The organism is Ruegeria sp. AL12, from assembly GCF_056540885.1.
Map to the genome: position 1 here is coordinate 22,048 of NZ_JBQFXN010000007.1, position 18,052 is coordinate 40,099.

Below are 18,052 nucleotides of genomic sequence, written 5' to 3' on the forward strand. Positions count from 1 at the left end.
ATGGAAATGCCAAAGCCAAGCCCGGACGTACTGAACCGGAAAAGCGCGATCGTTTCGCGGCTGTCGCGGGTTTTGCCGGATACGGCAATTATCCATGATCCGGCTGAAACCCGAGCCTATGAGTGCGATGCCCTGACGGCTTACAAATGCCCGCCGATGCTGGCCGTGCTGCCGTCGAGCACGCAGGAAGTCTCGGACGTTTTGCGCATCTGCCATGAAGATGGCGTGCCTGTCGTGCCGCGCGGTGCGGGTACGTCGCTGGCCGGCGGGGCATTGCCAACGGCTGATTGCGTCATTCTGGGCGTCGCGCGGATGAATGAGGTGCTGGAGGTTGACTATGACAACCGTTTCATCAGGGTGCAGACGGGCCGCACCAATCTGAGCGTCACCGGCGCGGTCGAGGAGGAGGATTTCTTTTATGCGCCTGATCCTTCCTCGCAACTGGCATGCGCCATTGCCGGCAATATCGCGATGAATTCAGGTGGCGCGCATTGCCTGAAATATGGCGTGACAACGAACAACCTTATGGGCGTGACCATGGTGATGATGGATGGCAGTGTCGTCGAGATCGGCGGCGCGCATCTGGATGCGCCCGGTCTGGACCTTTTGGGCGTCATTTGCGGCTCGGAAGGTCAGTTGGGCGTGGTGACCGAAGCAACACTGCGCATTCTGCGCAAACCCGAAGGCGCGCGGCCGGTTCTGATGGGGTTCGACGACAACGAAGTCGCGGGTCAGTGTGTTTCTGACATTATCAAATCGGGCATTCTGCCGGTCGCGATCGAGTTCATGGACACGCTGTGCATTAAAGCCTGCGAAAACTTTGCGCACGCCGGATACCCCGACTGCCATGCGCTGTTGATTGTCGAAGTGGAAGGGTCTGAAGCGGAAATCGACCATCAGCTATCGAAAATCATCGAGATCGCCAAACGCCACAACCCGGTCGAACTGCGAGAAAGCCAGTCGGCCGAAGAAAGCGCAAAAATCTGGCTTGGTCGGAAATCGGCCTTCGGCGCCATGGGGCAGTTGAACGATTACATGTGCCTGGACGGTACGATCCCGGTGTCGGCCCTGCCGACGGTGCTGCGCCGCATCGGCGAGTTGAGTGAAGAATTCGGGCTGCCTGTTGGAAACGTATTTCACGCAGGGGATGGGAACATGCATCCGCTGATCCTCTTCGATGCCAACAAACCGGGTGATCTGGAAAAATGCGAGGCATTTGGGGCCGAAATTCTGAAATTATGCGTGGACGAAGGCGGTTGTCTGACCGGTGAACATGGCGTTGGCATCGAGAAGAGGGATCTCATGTCGCATCAGTATGCCCCTGTCGATCTTGAGGCGCAGATGGCGGTCAAAGATGTGTTCGATCCCAAGTGGCTGCTGAATCCTGCGAAAGTTTTCCCATTGGATGTGTCTCGGGCGCGGCGCATTGCGGCGGAGTAAGAGGGCTCTGCCCCCTTGCCCCCGGAGTATTTTGGAAAAGATGAAGCAAATGAGACCTGAGACGGAAGCTGAATTGGCCGAGCTGGTGGCCGGGCTGAGCGGTCCGGTGCGGATTGCCGGAGGTGGTACGCGCGGTGTGACCGGGAGAGAGCCTGAACTGAAGGTATCCGGGCTGAGCGGTATTACCCTCTATGAACCCGGGGCGCTGACACTTGTGGCAAAGGCGGGTACACCGCTGGCTGAGATTGAGGCGGCGTTGGATGGGGAAGGGCAACAGCTGGCCTTTGAACCGATGGATCACCGCAGTTTGCTTGATACTCAAGGTGAACCAACGATCGGCGGTGTCGTCGCGGCCAATATCTCTGGCCCGCGGCGGATTCAGGTTGGCGCCTGCCGGGATTTCCTGCTGGGTGTGCGTTTCGTCGACGGGCGCGGGCAGGTGGTCAAGAATGGTGGGCGAGTTATGAAAAACGTCACCGGTTATGATCTCGTTAAATTGATGGGTGGGTCTTGGGGAACACTGGGAATTCTGACCGAAGTGTCGTTGAAGGTGCTGCCCAAGCCGGAAAGAGTGGCGACTTTGTCCGTCGCCGTTCGGGATGCCGGCAACGCGGTGAAAGTTCTTTCCGCTGCGTTGAAATCACCTTTTGAAGTGACGGGTGCCGCCTATGACCCGGCGGATGGAAATGCCCTGCTTAGGGTTGAGGGATTTGCAGAGTCGGTGACGTACAGGATCGGTCGGTTGACCGCCTTACTGGCAGATTTTGGTGAGGTGACAGACGAGGGAGACGCCACAGCGCTTTGGACCGGGATCCGCGACGTTCACCCATTTCAGGGCAAGGACGGGGACGTCTGGCGGCTTTCGGTAAAACCGAGTGACGCGGCGGAGATTTCGGCGCGCGCCGAAGCGGGTCAAACGCTGTTTGATTGGGGCGGTGGTCTTGTCTGGCTGCGGGTCCCGGCCGGCACGGATGTGCGTGGCCGGCTTGGTGGGTTTTCGGGTCATGCCACTTTGGTACGATCCGACCACGAAACGATCAGAAAACTGGGGCGATTTCATCCGGAACCCACATCAATATCGGCTCTGACAAAGGGCTTGCGTGCGAAATTTGATCCTCGCGGTTTGTTCAACCCGGGGCTGATGGGATAGGGCGATGCAGACAACATTCACGGATGAGCAATTGCAAGATCCGGCAATCCAGCGCTCGAACGAGATTCTGCGAAACTGCGTCCATTGCGGATTTTGCACGGCCACGTGTCCGACATATCAGGTGCTGGGAGACGAGCTCGACAGTCCGCGTGGGCGCATCTACCTGATCAAGGACATGCTGGAAAACGAGCGTGTGCCCGACGAAAAGACGGTCAAGCACATCGACCGCTGCCTGTCCTGTCTGGCCTGCATGACCACCTGCCCATCAGGTGTGCATTATATGCATCTGGTCGATCACGCGCGCGAATATATCGAGGCCAACTACAAGCGCCCGCTGACGGATCGGGTGTTGCGCTGGGTTCTGGCGCAGATCCTGCCTTATCCGATGCGGTTCCGTTGGGCCCTGATCGGGGCCAGGCTGGGTCGTCCTTTCCGGTTCCTGATGCCAGATGCCCGGCTGCGCGCGATGTTGGAGATGGCGCCCAAGCATATCCCGCCTGTCAGCCGCAACGATGATCCGCAGAGTTTTGCGCCCGGCGGTGAACGAAAAATGCGAGTGGCGCTGATGACAGGCTGCGCACAAAAGGCGCTGAACACCGATATCAATGACGCCACGATCCGCCTGCTGACACGGTTGGGGTGCGAGGTCGTGATCGTCGAAGGTGCCGGGTGTTGCGGAGCTTTGACCCATCACATGGGCAAAGTGCAAGACAGTCATATGGCGGCAAGCGCCAATATCAGAGCCTGGAAACGGGAAATGGACGGTGATGGGTTGGACGCCATCGTCATCAATACCTCTGGCTGTGGCACTACCGTGAAAGATTATGGGCATATGTTTCGCAATGGCCCGCTTGCCGAAGATGCAGCGCGTGTGTCTGCAATCGCCATGGATGTCAGTGAACTTCTGATCCAGCTGGACCTGCCGGCGGGGGAAAACCAAAACCTGACCGTCGCCTATCATGCAGCCTGTTCATTGCAGCATGGGCAGAAGATCAAATCCTATCCCAAAGATTTGCTGAAACACGCGGGTTTCACGGTTGTCGAACCCGCCGACAGTCATTTGTGCTGCGGCAGCGCGGGAACGTACAACCTGATGCAGCCGGAAATATCAGGCCAGTTGAAACAGCGAAAAGTCAGAACACTTGAGGCGAAACAGCCCGATATCATTGCCGCCGGCAATATCGGGTGCATGATGCAGATCGGTTCTGGTACGCAACTGCCGATTGTTCACACAGTAGAGTTGCTGGACTGGGCGACCGGCGGGCCAAAGCCACCGGCCTTGCAGGGAACAGGGAACTCGGTTCCCGTCTTGCGGTGAATCATGCTGATGCCAGCGCGCATCATTTCCCAGGGAAATACCTTTGGTGCATGACCGCCCTATTTTCGCCCAACGCGGCACGTAGGACAAAAGCTTCGAAGTGAGTCTCGGAGAACCGCGTGCGTAACTGGATCAAGGCAACCGTGCTCTGTGTCTTGCCATTGGCGGCCACGGCGCAGGACACTAGGCTGGAAAGCCTGGATACGTCGGATTCCGGGCGCGAGTGGATGGCTGTCGGGCGGTTGGATATCGCCGGCGCAGGGTTTTGCACCGGAACGCTGGTGTCGCCGACGCTTGTACTGACAGCGGCGCATTGCCTGTTCGACAAAAGATCCGGACAACGGATCAACCCCGCGGATATCGAGTTTCTGGCCGGGTGGCGTTTGGGACGTGCGTTGGCCTATCGGACCGCGCGCCAGGCTGTGATCCATCCGGACTACCAATATGGCGTCGATTCTACGGCCGACCGGGTAAGCGCGGACGTGGCTTTGATCGAGCTGTGGCAGCCGATCCGTAATACCGCCGTCATTCCATTTGAGTCGGGCGATCAGCCCAAACGTGGCGCTGAAGTGGGCGTTGTGTCTTATGCGCATGACCGGTCAGAAGCTCCGTCGCTGCAACAGGTCTGCTCGGTCATGAACCGGCAGGCCGGGGTTATGGTCATGTCCTGCGACGTTGATTTCGGGTCTTCGGGGGCACCCGTTTTTTCTTTCACGGGCGCGCGCCCTCAGATCGTATCGGTGGTTGCGGCCAAGGCCAGTATGGACGGCCAGAGTGTCGCAATTGGAACCGCGGTTGAGCATTCGCTGCAATTGCTGCGTGACGAACTTTCTGCGGGGCGGGGATTTGGGCTTTCCTCGTCTGGATCGGGAACGAACAAGAACATAGGCGCAAGGTTCATTCGACCATGATGAGAGTCTTCTGGAGCCTGTTATTGGGCCTGAGCGTCTTGGCAACAGCGCCGCAAGCGCAATCCAACAAGCGCAAGCTGACCGACCGGGATGACCTTTATGGTTGGGAGGCTATCGGTCGGCTGGATGTTCGCGATGCCTCGTATTGCACCGGCACGTTGATCGCACAGGACATGGTGCTGACTGCAGCCCATTGTGCGGTGGATCGTCGTACCGGGAAGACTTATGTGCCCGAAGATATCACGTTTCGTGCAGGCCTTAGCAACGGCAACGCCTTGGCCGAGCGTCAGGTCACGCAAATCGCCCTTCATCCCAGCTATGGGGCGCAGAACCCGCTGTCGCACGAAGGTGTCCAGTTGGACGTGGCCCTGATGCGGCTGAACGAGCCTATCCCGTATTCGGTTGCCGACCCTTTTGCACTGCACAGCGGCCGTGTTCCGGGCAACGAGATCAGCATTGCCTCGTATGGGCGCGGACGGTCCGAGGCGATCACCCGAGAGCGTTCGTGCCGTATCATCGACCGCAGGCAGGGTCTGATCACCTTTGATTGCGACATTACTTTCGGGTCTTCCGGGTCTGCAATTCTGGCGAAAAACGGTGCGCGCTGGCAGATCCTGTCCGTGGTATCGGCAGTAGGGACGAACGGCCGCAGAAAGGTGGGGTTTGGCATGGAGCTTGACGGGATCGTTGCCGAGCTCAAGGCCATCATGCGGCGCGATGCACCTCAACCCAAGGCGTCGATCCGCCGATTGCAGGTCGGGTCCGGTAAGTCAGGATCTGGTGCGAAATTCATCAGTTCTGGCGGGGGTTGAACTCGGCGAAATCGCTACCCATGTGATGTGTATCGGACCGCCACAACGGGGTCCGGTACTTGAAATCGCCCGTCCAGTCGGAGGGCACTTATCGCAAATCGCTCAAGAATGAGGATATGACACATGCGTACGTTTGATTTTGCACCGCTGCACCGCGCCACCATTGGCTTTGACCAGATCGCCGACATGATGGATCGCGTTCTGACCAACGATGGGGCCCAGCCCAGCTATCCACCCTACAACATCGAAAAAACCGATGTCGACACCTACCGGATTTCGGTGGCCGTTGCCGGTTTTTCGGAAAACGACCTGACCGTGGAAGTGAAAGAGAATTCGCTTGTCGTGGCAGGTAAAAAAGCCGCCGAAGACAAAGAGCGCACCTATTTGCACCGTGGCATCGCCACCCGCGCGTTCGAGCGTCGGTTTGCCCTGGCGGATCATGTCCGCGTCACCGGTGCGAGCCATGAAAACGGCATGCTGAACATCGAACTGAAGCGCGAGGTTCCAGAGGCCCTGAAACCGCGCCGGATCGAGATCACCTCGGCCAAAGCCATCGAGAAGGATGTGGTGGACGCCAAAGCCGTGAACTGAGGCTTCTGAATATCCCGCGGCAGTTCACTCCTCCCGGACTGCCGCAACACACGCCCCGCGTTCCTCCAGACGCGGGGCGTTGTGTTTTGGGCGTGTGCGAAAACTGGTTCCCAGCAAATTATCCGCCTGATAGTCTTCGGTATTATGGAAAGCCGACCAAAACGTCGACTAGCAGCTATCCTGGCAGCCGACATCGCCGGCTACTCAAGATTGGTTGGTCTGGACGAAGAAGGTACCATCGCAAGGCTTCGCCTGATCCGCAGCGAAGTCATAGAGCCGGCGATCGCCCGGCATTCAGGGCGCATCGCGAACACTGCGGGAGACAGCTTTGTGATCGAATTTCGCAGCGCCGTCGATGCGGTTCACGCTGCCGTGGAAATTCAGGCCGACCTTGCAAAGAGAAACGCGGGTACCGATCAAGATAGCGTCATCACGTTTCGGATCGGCCTGAATGTCGGCGATGTGGTTTCGAACGGGGATGACATCCTTGGCGACGGGGTGAACGTTGCCGCGCGGCTCGAGGCACTGTCAGATCCCGGTGGTATCATTGTTTCACAATCCATCGTCGATTATGCGCGCAACAAAGTGCCCTATGGTTTTGCCCCGATCGGGCCACAGAACGTAAAGAACATCGCAGACCCGGTTCAGGCCTTTCGCGTAGAAGCGGAAACTTTGCCTTCCCCGCGAAAAAGCCGCACACTGAGGAAATCTCGCTGGCTGCCGCTGGCGGCTCTGTTCGTGATGTTGGCGGCTGTTGGGCTTTTTCTGACGAAACCGTGGAAGACTGGCCAATTGCGCGCCTCAGAGGCGCAGATGGTTTACCCTTTGCCGAATCTGCCTTCCATCGCAGTGTTGCCGATTGCGAATTACACCGATGACGCATCCAAGGAGATGCTGATCAACGGTATCTCTGAGGATTTGATCACGGACCTGTCCCGAATATCCGGATTGTTCGTCATCGCCGGGAATTCATCCTTCGCATACCGCGACAGAAACATAGATATCGCACGTTTCGCCGAAGAACTTGGGGTTCGCTACGTCGTTGACGGCAGCGTGCGACGTGCGGATGAAGATTTCCGGATCAACATTCGCCTGACCGACACATTGAGCGGGCGATTGATCTGGGCGGACAGGTTTGATGGCGCGATTGATGACATCTTTGAAGTGCAGAAAATCATTGTTCTCGCAATTGCTCAGGAGCTGGATCTTCCGCTCGACCCTCAAAGCCGGCAAGCCATCGAAAGCGTGGAAACCCAGACCATTGCAGCACGCGAAGCCTTCCAACGCGGGTGGGAGTTGTATTCGCAGTTCAACGAACAGGACAACCTTGCGGCAATTCCGCATTTTGAAAAGGCCGTGGAACTGGACCCGGATTATGGGCGTGCCTGGGCGACGCTTGCCCTGGCGCATTTGCGACCGCACATCTTTCATCATTGGAATGGGTTTGCAGAGTCAGGCGCGCAAATGCATATCGGCCTGTTTTACAGATATTACCGGGATGTGATGGAGCAGGATACCGCCCTGGTGCACGTTATCCGGGCTATTGTCAGTCTCAACCTTCCGGATTGGGACAGTAACCTACGGGTAGGTCGGGGGACGGAAGAAGCCAGACGAGAAGCAGCGAAAGCCATCGCGCTGCAACCCAGCGACCCCGAGGCGCATCTGACGATGGGATGGGCGCTGATTGCAGCCGGTGAGCCCGAGGAAGGATTGGCCTTTGTACAGGCCGCGACCCGGCTGGATCCCAATTATCCCAGCCACTACGCGCTGTTTGAAGCGGCGGCTCTTTACGCATTGAATGACCTGACGGGTGCGGCAGATGTGATCGAGAAAGAGTTGAACAGAAATCCGCAGGCAACCGAGCTGATGCCATTTGCAGCCTCGGTTCTGGCCCTGAACGGAGATCGCCGTGCGGGCAGGGCGATCATCGACCGATGGCAAAAGGGCAAGCATGCCGGTGTCATACAGGACGCTGTTCAGAATTACTTTTTCATCATTCGCTGGGTCGGTGAGAACCAGCATTTGAACGCCCGGTTGAACGACGGGCTGCGTCTGGCGGCGTTGCCTCCGGAAAAAACCATAGCAAGTCTAACGGCGGATCTGTCACGGGGGGATGCCAAAGATCAGCGGACGGCAGCCCAATCGCTGGCCCTGTTTGGTCCCGAGGCAGAGCCAGCGGTGCCGGAATTGATCGCGCTTCTTGAAAGCCCGTCGGTGTTTGTCCGAAAAGAGGCAGCCATTGCATTGGGGAAAATAGGTGGCGCGGCGTCCTCTGCATTGCCCGCGCTGGAAGCCATGGTGGACGGTTCGTTGCAGGGAAAGTTCGCGACCCGTGCAATCGAACAAATCCGCGACAAGTCCGCAGAATAGCCGTGTCAGCGTCGACTGGGACGCCGCCATGAACAGTCAAAAGACGACGCGATTGCGTTTCCGGATACGGGGTCTCTGCCCACCGCAATGGGACAGAGACCGTATTGGATCAGACTGACATGCAGACGTATTTCATTTCCAGATAGTCTTCCATGCCGTGATGGCTGCCTTCGCGGCCCAGACCGGATTGCTTGACGCCGCCGAACGGGCCCAGCTCGGTCGAGATGATGCCGGTGTTCACGCCGACGATACCGTATTCCAAGGCTTCGGCCACCTTGTATACGCGGCTCAGGTCCTTGGCATAGAAATACGAGGCCAGACCAAAAATCGTGTCATTGGCCATGGCGATCACGTCGTCTTCGTCCTCGAACTTGAACAGCGGGGCCAGCGGGCCAAAGGTTTCGTCCTGCGCCACCAGCATGTCCTGCGTCACGCCGGTCACGATGGTTGGCTGGAAAAACGTGCCGCCCAGATCATGAGGCAGACCACCAGTCAGAACCGCGCCGCCCTTGTCGGTCACGTCCTTGATATGTTCCTCGACCTTGGCGACCGCGTCGGCGTTGATCAGCGGGCCGGTGGTGGTGCCTTCGGTCAAGCCGTCGCCGATCTTGAGTGCCTCTACTGCCGTTTTCAGTTTGGCCGCGAATGCGTCATAGACGCCGGCCTGCACATAGATACGGTTCGCGCAGACACAGGTCTGGCCGTTGTTGCGGAACTTGCACAGCATCGCGCCTTCGACGGCGGCATCCAGATCGGCGTCGTCGAACACGATGAACGGTGCGTTGCCGCCCAGCTCCATCGAACATTTCATGACCTGATCGGCTGCCTGGCGCAGCAGGATGCGGCCCACTTCGGTCGATCCGGTAAAGGTCAGCTTGCGCACACCGGGGTTTTCGCAGAACTCCTTGCCGATCTCACTGGCCTGCGACGAGGGCACCACGTTGAACACGCCCGCAGGTACGCCGGCCTGTTCGGCCAGCAGCGCCAGCACCAGCGCCGACAGGGGCGTTTCGGTGGCCGGACGGGCCACAAACGCGCAGCCGGCAGCCAAAGCCGGGCCTGCCTTGCGGGTGATCATCGCGTTGGGGAAATTCCAAGGCGTGATCGAGGCCGCAACGCCGATCGGCTGCTTCATCACCATGATCCGCTTGTCGCGCTGATGGCCAGGAATGGTCTCGCCATAGACGCGCTTGGCCTCTTCACCGAAGAACTCGATGAATGACGCGCCATAGCCGATCTCGCCGATGGCTTCGGCCAGGGGTTTGCCCTGTTCAGCGGTCAGGATCTTGCCCAGATCCTCGGCGTTTTCCATCATCAGATCGAACCAGCGCCGCAGGATGGCTGCACGTTCCTTGCCGGTCAGTTTGGCCCATTCCTTCTGCGCGGCTTCGGCCTGTGCGATTGCTCCGGCGACCTGAGCGCGGCTGACGTCTGCCACTTCGGCGACCACATCGCCCCGAGCGGGGTTTGTGACTTTGAACGTGCCATTGTCACCGTCCACCCACTGACCGCCGATATAGGCTTTGGTTACAAGCAATTCGGGGTTCTTCAGGATTGACTTCAGATCGGTCGTTGCGTCCAGCATGATAAGCCTCCGGCGTGAATTGGGTTGCGCGCACCCAATCAGGTGATGTCTCAATTGTCTATGGCCACTCTGGATGTGGAATCAATCCAGGTTTGATCAAAAAATATTTAACAAGTTAATTTAATTGAGTCACCCGAAATCTGCGCGTTTCATTGGCCGGTCTCGCCTTTCTTTTTGCTAAGGAGTTTGCCAAAGTCTGGGTGAATTTTGAGACCCAGGGGATGTAAATCAGTGTAACATTCCCTATCTTATTGGGTAATAGAAGAAAAAAAGGGATAGAAGCGATGTCGAACCAGCAATTCGAAGCGTTGATAGAAGAGACTCAAGCCAAAGTGCGCGAAAGCCAGTCTCAGATCGAAGGGCTGACCTCGCGCATTGAAGCGGCCCGCGCCAAGATCGGCACTGCCGAGGCCGATATCGACATCGAAAACGCCACGCTCGAGGATGTGCACGCCCATACCGAGGTGATGAACGCCAATATCGCCGAACTGATCATGGGGCTGGACGACGTCACCAGCGCGTTTTCCAAGGATTTTGACGAGATGCGCTCGAAAACCGGGTGGGAGTCGTTTGTCGGCATCTTCTCGAAAGGTAAATCCGAGTCGATGCGGCAGGAGCGGATGCGCACCGCCAATATCGATGACAAGCTGCAAGACCTGATCGCCAAATCCGACGTGATCGTGAAGTTGCTGCAAGGGCAACTGTCCGTGCTGGAAGAACAGCGCGTCAAGGTCGAGGACAACCTGACCGTCACGCTGGACGATCGCGAGGCAACCGTGGCGGAACTCGAGGCGCTGCGCGCCGAGATTCAGGGTATGGATCCGACGATCATCACGCTGGAAAACAAGATCAGCGTCGAACAGGACGCCGCCGCGCGCACCCAGTTAGAGACTGAATTGGCAGAGCTGAACAAGCAATACAACGCCAAGGTTCAGGAAGAGCAGGTGAAGCTGGCCAAGTCCCAGACGTTGGAGCGTTATATCGAAAAGGGCAAGACCTGGGTCGATTCACTGCAAAACCAGGCGGCGACACAGATGGTGCTGATCAACAAACTGCAAACAGACACGCAACAGCGCGTGGTGCTATATGATGCCCTGACCAAATCGCTGAAAACCGCACAGCAGCAGGACGTGGCCCACCGCATCAACGAGATCGGCGTGCAGACCGACCAGGAGGCTCAGACGGCAATGGCCGCCATCGGCACCGCGACCAACCAGAAAATGGCCGACATGCTAGAGGCGCATGAGGATCACATGGTCTTTGCCCGCGACGTGCTGGAGAAAAAAGCCAAGGCGGATGAACGCTTTGCCCGCCGGTTTGCGTCGATTGTCGAGAAGCATGATAAGAATTTGTATGGGGGTTCTTGAGGGTCACCGTTGTGACTAAACACACCAATAACCGTTATACATCGGGTCTCACCCGCAGTGACATTCAGCTTCCCGCTTGGGTAGAGAATGCGATGATCCTGCGCTGGTTCGCTATCGGTCTTGGCGTAATTTTCTACTGGATCACGGAGTCTCTTTGGGCTCCGGCTATTGGGGTCGCAGTGTTCGTAGGGATCGGGCACTTGGTTTATCTAATTTACAAAAAGGAAGACCCGGTTTCGGCCGAAATCGCGTTCCACAACGACACTGATGGGTATCACTCAGGAGACGCGGATGGGGACGGAGACGGTGGAGACTAATGGAGACTAACCCCACCCAAGACCATGTCGGCCTGACCGACACTTTCGCCTCGCGCCGCTATTTCCGCAAATTCGAGGTGATCACCGTCCACCTGCTGCGCGTGGCCGCGACGATGGAGGCTGAGGGCGCGATCAGCAAACAAGAGGTGAGGATCATTTCGCGTTACCTCTCGGGGCTGCTCTACACCTTCCGCGCGCTCAGCATGAAATACCTGCTGGTCGGGCGCGATACGGGGCGGTTCTTTGGCAGCCTCGCCATGGACAAGCGCGACAGCGGGTTTCCCGTGGCGGCCGAGTTGCTGACCATGGCCAATGACGCGCAGCAGGCGCAGGTGCATCTGGCGAATATGCCCTCGGAAGAGGATCTGAAAACCGACATGGTGCGCGCGATTATTGGCGATCAGGAAATCCCCACTAAGCTGCAATTCGCGCTGTCCCAAAGGCTCTATTACGAGGAATTGCTTAAGGGTCAGCTGTTCTGGGCCCGCAACGATCCCGAATGCCACTGGATCGGAAATGAAGACGAGCGGCGCAAGTTCATGATCCACTGGGCGGTCTATGACAGCCAGATCAACCTGCCGGTCATCTACCTGATGCAGTTGGAGGACAGCGGCAAGACGGCCCTGCCCAAGGATCAGCGCCGCTGGCCCGAGGTGCAGGCGCATCTGATGGCGCAGTCCTTAGGCGGGTTGAAGCTGGTGACGATTGCCAAAGGGTTCGATCAGGATTTCGACGACCTGCACCCCAAACACATGCGGCGCATTCATGTGGGTCCGATGTATTCCTCGGCCTATACCGAGCAATCCGGTCCTTTGCGGCAAGTACTGGAAGACGCGCAGGCGCCCGAAGGGCAGGACTGGGCGCTGGCGTGGACCACGGAAGAGCTGGAAAGCGAAGAGGTCATCGAAGAGCGCGCCGGGTGGTTTTCGACCGTCGAACGCGAGGTCTTCGCTTTGGACCCGTTCGGCGGCCAGGGGGCCGAGACCGGCGCAACCCGCACCCAACGGTCGATCATCCTGCCGCAGCGCCCGTTTCAGGTGCTGGCCGAGCGCAACCCGCCAGGCTTTGCCGATGTGCGCAAGTTCGTCGTCAGCAAGGCCGGGCAGGTGCTGAGATACTGAATTTTTCGCCTCCGGCGGGAGTATTTTTGAAAAGATGAAGCAAGGGCGGTTATTGAGATGAGTTTGACGTCGGATCAGATGGAATTGCGCGAAGACGACATTCGCAAGCATTATCCCGCAGCGACCGCCCTGTTGAACGGGTTCGAGCATGCACCGCGGATTGCCAAGCCCGTTGAGGCCGCCGTCGAACGGTCTCCGGGTGTGTCGACGGGGCGGCGGTTTCGATCCACGACGCCGGGGCTGGTCACGCGGCGTACGGTGCGGGCGGACGGGGTGCATCTGGTTGAACGGATCGAGGCCTCGGATGATGGCGATACGCTGGTCTCACCCCCACAGGCCAATGCGCAGCAGGCCATCCGGCGCGCGATTGCCATCGCTCTGGCCGTGGCCGAGACTTATGCGGAGCAGACGCCGTTGGCTGATCTGAAACGTGCCAATTTGGCCGGGGATCTACCTGCCGCGCGCAAGACTGAATTTTCGGAATTGCTGACCGCCGAGGCTTTGATCACGCTCCATACGTTCGGCAACGCGCTGGCCTATCTGATGTCTTCGCATCTGGGCGAAACCACGGTTGATCTCGATGAGATCGAAGAGGTTCTGACCGACAATGGCCAGCTTGCCCTGCATGGTGCGCTGTGGGAGCTGGATCAGGTGCTGGCCAAACACGCCCCCGACGACGCCCATCTGATCGCGGCAACCAGCGCTTATGCCGAACAACTGATGGAAAAGGCCGCCCTGCGTGCAGGGTCCGCAGGCCATCTGGCCCCGTTCCAGAATGCCGCCTGGCAAATCGAGGCCGACGACCTGACCATCCGAGGGTTTGAGCCGGCCTCAAAAGCCAAATCCACCACGCTCACCATGACGTTCAAGAAACCGAATGAGGTGGTGGGTAACCATATCGCCAAGTATCAGGCGATGAAACTGGCCAAGATGCTGATGGCCTATGATTTCGATCGCCGCCTGAACCCGTTCGCGGAACTGGGCGGGTTCATCTTTACCTTCATGGGCGACGGCAAGCCGGGCACCGGCAAGACCACCCTGATCCAGATGATGGCCGGGCTGATCCATGATTATTGCCAGAACGCGGGCTATCCGTTCCGCTATCAGAACCTGAGCACCGACAATATCGACAGCTATCAGGGCAAATCCGGCCAGAACGCCAAGGCGTTTATCAACACGATCATCGACCCCTCGGTCATCGGCTTTGGCACCATCGACGATATAGACCAACTGGCGGGCAAACGCGGCGACCGGCAGTCCAGCGCAGGTCAGCTGGAAATCACCGCCGTGCTGATGGAGAGCTTTGCGGGTGCCAACACCGTCGTGCGCGGCAACTGCACCTTTGGCATGTTCTCGAACTACCCCGAGAATGTAGATGACGCCCTTCGCCAGCGGGCGGGCGCGCGGTTCCTGGTGGACGGGCCGCAAACGCGCGAGGATTACATCGACATCCTGCACCTGCTGATGGGCCGCAACCATGACATCCCGCTGGGCGAGCACGAGGCCTATGCCGCGCAGGAAATCAAAAAGGCCGTCGCCGCCAGTTTCGAAAGCCACTCCCGTCCGCATGAGGACGCTCTGTTGCAGGTCTATGACCGGGTCTCCGGCGAGATCGGCCAGATGGACACCATCGCCAAACTGGGCACCTACCTCAAGGCGATCCAACAGGCGGATGAGCGGTTCACCGGCCGCGCGATCAAGAACATCACCGACGCGGTCAAAGTCCGCGCGATGGATTTCGAACTGCCCGACGAATGGATGGAGAACCCGGACCTGTTCCTATTCCGCGACTACGACACCAAGAAGGCGATGATCGAGGACCTGCGCCAGCCGATTACAGTCGAGATGGTGATCCAGGAGATCAACCGCTATGCCGACAGCGAGTTCCGCTATGCCGACAAGAGCGACGAGGTCGCCATCGAGAACGCCGTCCGCGAGATGGGCCGGATGGAAGAGGCCAAGCGACGGTATCTGGAGGGGAAGGGGTAGAATTCATTTATGAAAGCAATTGAGAAAATAGTCGAAATCCCAATCTATTGGGACGACCTGAAATCGCTTTCACTTGACGAGAAAGCCCTTCTTGCGTTGGCAAGCTACGCCGCTTCTGAGTCTAATACGATTAGCAAGCTGTACTTGTTTTCCACTCACAAGATGACGGGGGACGAAATCGTGGACTCGGCGATTTCAATTCAAATCATGGTTTTGCTAAGATACTGGTCTGCAAAACTCTTTGAGTTTTTTGAAAGCATCTCCGAGATATCCAATTCCCGCGGTACAAAAGACGATAACGTTATTCGTCTCGCCAAGGAATCCTTCGATGCGTTTTCAATACTTGAAGAACTTCGTGGATACGAAATTGCCCGCGCCATAAGGCACGGAGCTACCAATCACTATTCCTTCAAGGCCGCCAAAAAGAACATCGGTCACGTTTCAGATCGAGCGAACTGCAAGCTATACTTGCACAACAAAGATGGGAACTCATGGTATCCATTTGGCGAAGAAGTAATGTTTAGTGGGCGTCTAAACCGAGCCGGCGCATCCCTTAGGACTAAAGAGGAAAAAAACCAGCTACTGAAAGACTGGTTGGACTGGAACCTGAGTGCGACACGGTGGGCTAACAAAGCATACGAGTTGATCGCAACCGAATTGGTTTTGGATCGCTTGCCGGATAGAAACGCGAGACAAAAATTGCTATGGTTAGAACCCGAGCTTGTGGGTGAAATTGAAGGGCGAAAAACACCGGTCTTTCTGAGAAACGGGGTAGGCAGATGATCCGCCTCATCGAAAAAGGCCTGATGTTTGGCAACCTCGTCCACATCTCCAGCCCGGCTCTGGTCGAGCGGTATAACCGCGCGCTGCAGCACCTGGCGGGCAAGACCACGGCGCTGACGGATTTTCATATCGATATCTCGGGCTATTCGCCGGAGGTGGGGATTGAGCTGGACGACCCGCTCTACCTCAACCCCAACGGGGTCAACCGGCAGTTCATCCTGCTGACAACCGAGCAGAAACGCGCGCCTCTGTTGAACGTCAAATTCTCGACCTCGCGTGATATCCTGCGCGAATTCATTGAGATGAACGAGGCGCAGTTGTTCGCCCTGACCGCCACCGATGCGGTGGCCGGAGAGCTGGTGAACTCGGTCTTCAAACTCACCACACCGCGCGACCTGTTGAACCTGCGCAAGATCGAGATCGAGGCCGACACGGTTGGCGGCACCCTGCGCAAGGCGCAGCAACTGGCGGGTATGGTCGAACGGTTCAAAACCGAAGAGGACGCCTGGTTCGACGATGTGCTGATCGCCAGGATGATCGAAACCGCCAGGGAAACCGGCGACGTCACCCGCAACCCGGTCCGCTTGCGCCATACGGATTTTGAGCAGCGAAATTTCTGGACGGCACATTTCGGTGGGCTTTATCTTTTTCCCGACGTTGATCACCCGGCAGCGATTTGCATGGGTGAAAAGCCTGACGACTTGCCGATCAAATACACGTTTGATCCGTCGCAGCGGAACCAGATTGCCAAGTTTCTGGATTACAACGATCTGGTTGAGCCCATCGTCAAGGCGCGCGGCGTGGATGCGGCCGCGATCCTGCAACAGAAGATGGATTTCCTGACCGTCGACGCAGCGGCGGATGCCGATGTCAACCTGACCGGGCTGGATCGCAGCGACATGCGGCGGTTGGCGCGGAACCACGCGGATCGCCTGCCGCAGGCCTATCACGGGCTTGCGCAACTGCTGCGCTGGGCAAGCGATGGAGGGCCGTGGCCGCGCATCACTTCGGACCACCCGGCCTATTTCTACACGCTGCGCGCCGCCGATACGCCGAACCGCGATCTGGTGAATATGCTGTTGTCCGAATTGGCCCCGTTGGACCCGCGCCAGATGTTCATCTGCCACAAAGAATTGTTCTACCGAACATATTCGGGCTGGCCCGAGAGCAAGAAGGCCTATGTGGCCGACTTCCTTGCGCGCGAATATCAGGTGGACAAGCAAGGCGCCCGCGCCGCCCTGTTCGGACATGAGCCGGATATGAGCGGCGACGATCGCGTCAGCGATGACATAATTGCCCGGGTCGGTCCGTGGGGTTCGGTGAGGAAAGGTTGAAATGATTGGATTATTGCGCCTTTTGCTGATCTTGCTGGTGATCCAGACGATTGCCTATGTCGGGCTGTCGTTCTACTCGCGCGGCATACGCCGGCGCAAACTGGAGAACTGGTGGGACGAAAAGGGCAAGACGGGCAACAAAGAAGCCTTTGTCGAACGCGGATTGCATGTGTATGACAACTCGTTTCGGCGTAAACTGATCCTGGGTGTCTATATCGTGCCGTGGTTGGCGATTGGCGCGCTGATCTACATCGTGAATTACATGTGAGGGTTTAGGCATGGCCTATGTGAAATGGGCGTTCATTATCATTTTCTGGGGTACGATTGCCGTGATCCTGCAATATTCTCTGCCCCAGCATGACATTGTGCGCATCGTCAACACCTATGAAGAACGGCAGGATCTGAACGACTGGACCCGGATCTTCTGGTCAGAGCCGGAAGATCAATCCACCAGCCTGTCCAACCGGGATGTGCAGTTCATTCAGGCGGTGCGGGCCAACGGAAAACCCATCGTGTACCGAAATGAGGATACCGGCTGGGGATGGCCCCCGTATTTCAAGTTCGACACGGCGAACCTGTATACCGAGGCCAATGATGCGAAATCCACCAAGGAAAACCCGAAATGGGTGGTCGTAACCCACTACGGGTGGCGCAACGAATTCATGTCGATCTTTCCCAACGCCATTTTCATCAAAGACGTTGAAGGGCCGGATGTTCGGATCATTCCCTGGTTCAATATCATCTTCCTGACGATCTTTGCGGCGTTCGTCTGGGCGATATGGGTGCGTTGGCGCAGGTTCCGGCAAGCACGGATTGATCCGATGATCGAAAACGTGGAAGACGGCCTATATGCGGCGGGTGACGCCATAGAAGAGCGACACAACAGATTTCGGCGCTGGCTGGACAGCTGGAAATCGAAATAGATACAAGCTTTGGTGGGCGTGCCAGCAGCACGCCCATCCCG

General features: G+C 57.7%; 15 protein-coding genes. 14 read left to right on the forward strand and 1 reads right to left on the reverse strand.

All coding sequences use genetic code 11. The features are described from left to right. From ACR0C6_RS16210 to ACR0C6_RS16240, 7 genes are all read left to right on the forward strand, one after another. Positions 1-1,440, forward strand: a complete 1,440-nt coding sequence (locus ACR0C6_RS16210) for an FAD-linked oxidase C-terminal domain-containing protein (RefSeq protein ID WP_480620209.1) — start codon at positions 1-3, stop codon at positions 1,438-1,440. 49 nt (positions 1,441-1,489) lie between these two features. After that, positions 1,490-2,590, forward strand: a complete 1,101-nt coding sequence (gene glcE / locus ACR0C6_RS16215; protein ID WP_480620211.1) for a glycolate oxidase subunit GlcE — start codon at positions 1,490-1,492, stop codon at positions 2,588-2,590. A gap of 4 nt (positions 2,591-2,594) precedes the next feature. Then, positions 2,595-3,908: a glycolate oxidase subunit GlcF gene (glcF, locus tag ACR0C6_RS16220; protein ID WP_480620212.1), complete on the forward strand. Its 1,314-nt coding sequence runs from the start codon at positions 2,595-2,597 to the stop codon at positions 3,906-3,908. A 119-nt stretch (positions 3,909-4,027) separates the two neighbouring features. Next, positions 4,028-4,819, forward strand: coding sequence for a trypsin-like serine peptidase (locus ACR0C6_RS16225; RefSeq protein WP_371813376.1), 792 nt, complete (start codon positions 4,028-4,030; stop codon positions 4,817-4,819). Continuing rightward, complete coding sequence (locus tag ACR0C6_RS16230; RefSeq protein WP_171206399.1) at positions 4,816-5,631, forward strand: trypsin-like serine peptidase; 816 nt, start codon at positions 4,816-4,818, stop codon at positions 5,629-5,631. The genes ACR0C6_RS16225 and ACR0C6_RS16230 overlap by 4 nt, the downstream gene beginning before the upstream one ends. 123 nt (positions 5,632-5,754) lie before the next feature. Then, entirely contained in the window at positions 5,755-6,222 is a 468-nt protein-coding gene (locus ACR0C6_RS16235; RefSeq protein ID WP_152459732.1) for an Hsp20 family protein, read from the forward strand. 144 nt (positions 6,223-6,366) lie between these two features. Then, positions 6,367-8,592: a HEAT repeat domain-containing protein gene (locus tag ACR0C6_RS16240; RefSeq protein ID WP_480620214.1), complete on the forward strand. Its 2,226-nt coding sequence runs from the start codon at positions 6,367-6,369 to the stop codon at positions 8,590-8,592. A 109-nt stretch (positions 8,593-8,701) separates the two neighbouring features. On the opposite strand, the gene ACR0C6_RS16245 is transcribed toward ACR0C6_RS16240, so the two are convergent. After that, complete coding sequence (locus ACR0C6_RS16245; protein WP_171171834.1) at positions 8,702-10,177, reverse strand: NAD-dependent succinate-semialdehyde dehydrogenase; 1,476 nt, start codon at positions 10,175-10,177, stop codon at positions 8,702-8,704. A gap of 284 nt (positions 10,178-10,461) precedes the next feature. Between ACR0C6_RS16245 and ACR0C6_RS16250 the strand changes: the two genes are divergently transcribed. From ACR0C6_RS16250 to ACR0C6_RS16280, 7 genes are all read left to right on the forward strand, one after another. Then, positions 10,462-11,544 carry a hypothetical protein gene (locus tag ACR0C6_RS16250; RefSeq protein ID WP_480620216.1) on the forward strand — a complete coding sequence of 361 codons (1,083 nt, stop codon included), beginning with the start codon at positions 10,462-10,464 and terminating at the stop codon, positions 11,542-11,544. 316 nt (positions 11,545-11,860) lie between these two features. Beyond that, positions 11,861-12,982 (forward strand): hypothetical protein, encoded by a 1,122-nt coding sequence (locus ACR0C6_RS16255; protein ID WP_480620218.1) that lies wholly within the window; start codon positions 11,861-11,863, stop codon positions 12,980-12,982. Between the two features lie 57 nt (positions 12,983-13,039). Beyond that, the gene (locus ACR0C6_RS16260) at positions 13,040-14,971 is read left to right on the forward strand and encodes an AAA family ATPase (protein WP_480447189.1); all 1,932 of its coding nucleotides are present in this window, start codon (positions 13,040-13,042) and stop codon (positions 14,969-14,971) included. A gap of 9 nt (positions 14,972-14,980) precedes the next feature. Next, complete coding sequence (locus tag ACR0C6_RS16265; RefSeq protein ID WP_480447191.1) at positions 14,981-15,754, forward strand: hypothetical protein; 774 nt, start codon at positions 14,981-14,983, stop codon at positions 15,752-15,754. After that, positions 15,751-17,088 (forward strand): DUF6638 family protein, encoded by a 1,338-nt coding sequence (locus ACR0C6_RS16270; protein WP_480620220.1) that lies wholly within the window; start codon positions 15,751-15,753, stop codon positions 17,086-17,088. Before ACR0C6_RS16265 ends, ACR0C6_RS16270 begins: the two co-directional genes overlap by 4 nt. A 1-nt stretch (position 17,089) precedes the next feature. After that, positions 17,090-17,356, forward strand: coding sequence for a hypothetical protein (locus tag ACR0C6_RS16275; RefSeq protein WP_480447194.1), 267 nt, complete (start codon positions 17,090-17,092; stop codon positions 17,354-17,356). 10 nt (positions 17,357-17,366) lie between these two features. Next, positions 17,367-18,011 carry a DUF1523 family protein gene (locus tag ACR0C6_RS16280; RefSeq protein ID WP_152459741.1) on the forward strand — a complete coding sequence of 215 codons (645 nt, stop codon included), beginning with the start codon at positions 17,367-17,369 and terminating at the stop codon, positions 18,009-18,011. Positions 18,012-18,052 lie beyond the last annotated feature (41 nt).

Bases quoted from the DNA above. Each gene is read 5' to 3' on its own strand.
- ACR0C6_RS16255 (WP_480620218.1), top strand. From the start codon at position 11,861: ATGGAGACTAACCCCACCCAAGACCATGTCGGCCTGACCGACACTTTC.
- ACR0C6_RS16275 (WP_480447194.1), top strand. From the start codon at position 17,090: ATGATTGGATTATTGCGCCTTTTGCTGATCTTGCTGGTGATCCAGACG.
- ACR0C6_RS16245 (WP_171171834.1), bottom strand. From the start codon at position 10,177: ATGCTGGACGCAACGACCGATCTGAAGTCAATCCTGAAGAACCCCGAA.
- glcF (WP_480620212.1), top strand. From the start codon at position 2,595: ATGCAGACAACATTCACGGATGAGCAATTGCAAGATCCGGCAATCCAG.
- ACR0C6_RS16250 (WP_480620216.1), top strand. From the start codon at position 10,462: ATGTCGAACCAGCAATTCGAAGCGTTGATAGAAGAGACTCAAGCCAAA.
- ACR0C6_RS16265 (WP_480447191.1), top strand. From the start codon at position 14,981: ATGAAAGCAATTGAGAAAATAGTCGAAATCCCAATCTATTGGGACGAC.
- ACR0C6_RS16240 (WP_480620214.1), top strand. From the start codon at position 6,367: ATGGAAAGCCGACCAAAACGTCGACTAGCAGCTATCCTGGCAGCCGAC.
- ACR0C6_RS16280 (WP_152459741.1), top strand. From the start codon at position 17,367: ATGGCCTATGTGAAATGGGCGTTCATTATCATTTTCTGGGGTACGATT.
- ACR0C6_RS16260 (WP_480447189.1), top strand. From the start codon at position 13,040: ATGAGTTTGACGTCGGATCAGATGGAATTGCGCGAAGACGACATTCGC.
- ACR0C6_RS16270 (WP_480620220.1), top strand. From the start codon at position 15,751: ATGATCCGCCTCATCGAAAAAGGCCTGATGTTTGGCAACCTCGTCCAC.
- ACR0C6_RS16210 (WP_480620209.1), top strand. From the start codon at position 1: ATGGAAATGCCAAAGCCAAGCCCGGACGTACTGAACCGGAAAAGCGCG.
- ACR0C6_RS16235 (WP_152459732.1), top strand. From the start codon at position 5,755: ATGCGTACGTTTGATTTTGCACCGCTGCACCGCGCCACCATTGGCTTT.
- ACR0C6_RS16230 (WP_171206399.1), top strand. From the start codon at position 4,816: ATGATGAGAGTCTTCTGGAGCCTGTTATTGGGCCTGAGCGTCTTGGCA.
- glcE (WP_480620211.1), top strand. From the start codon at position 1,490: ATGAGACCTGAGACGGAAGCTGAATTGGCCGAGCTGGTGGCCGGGCTG.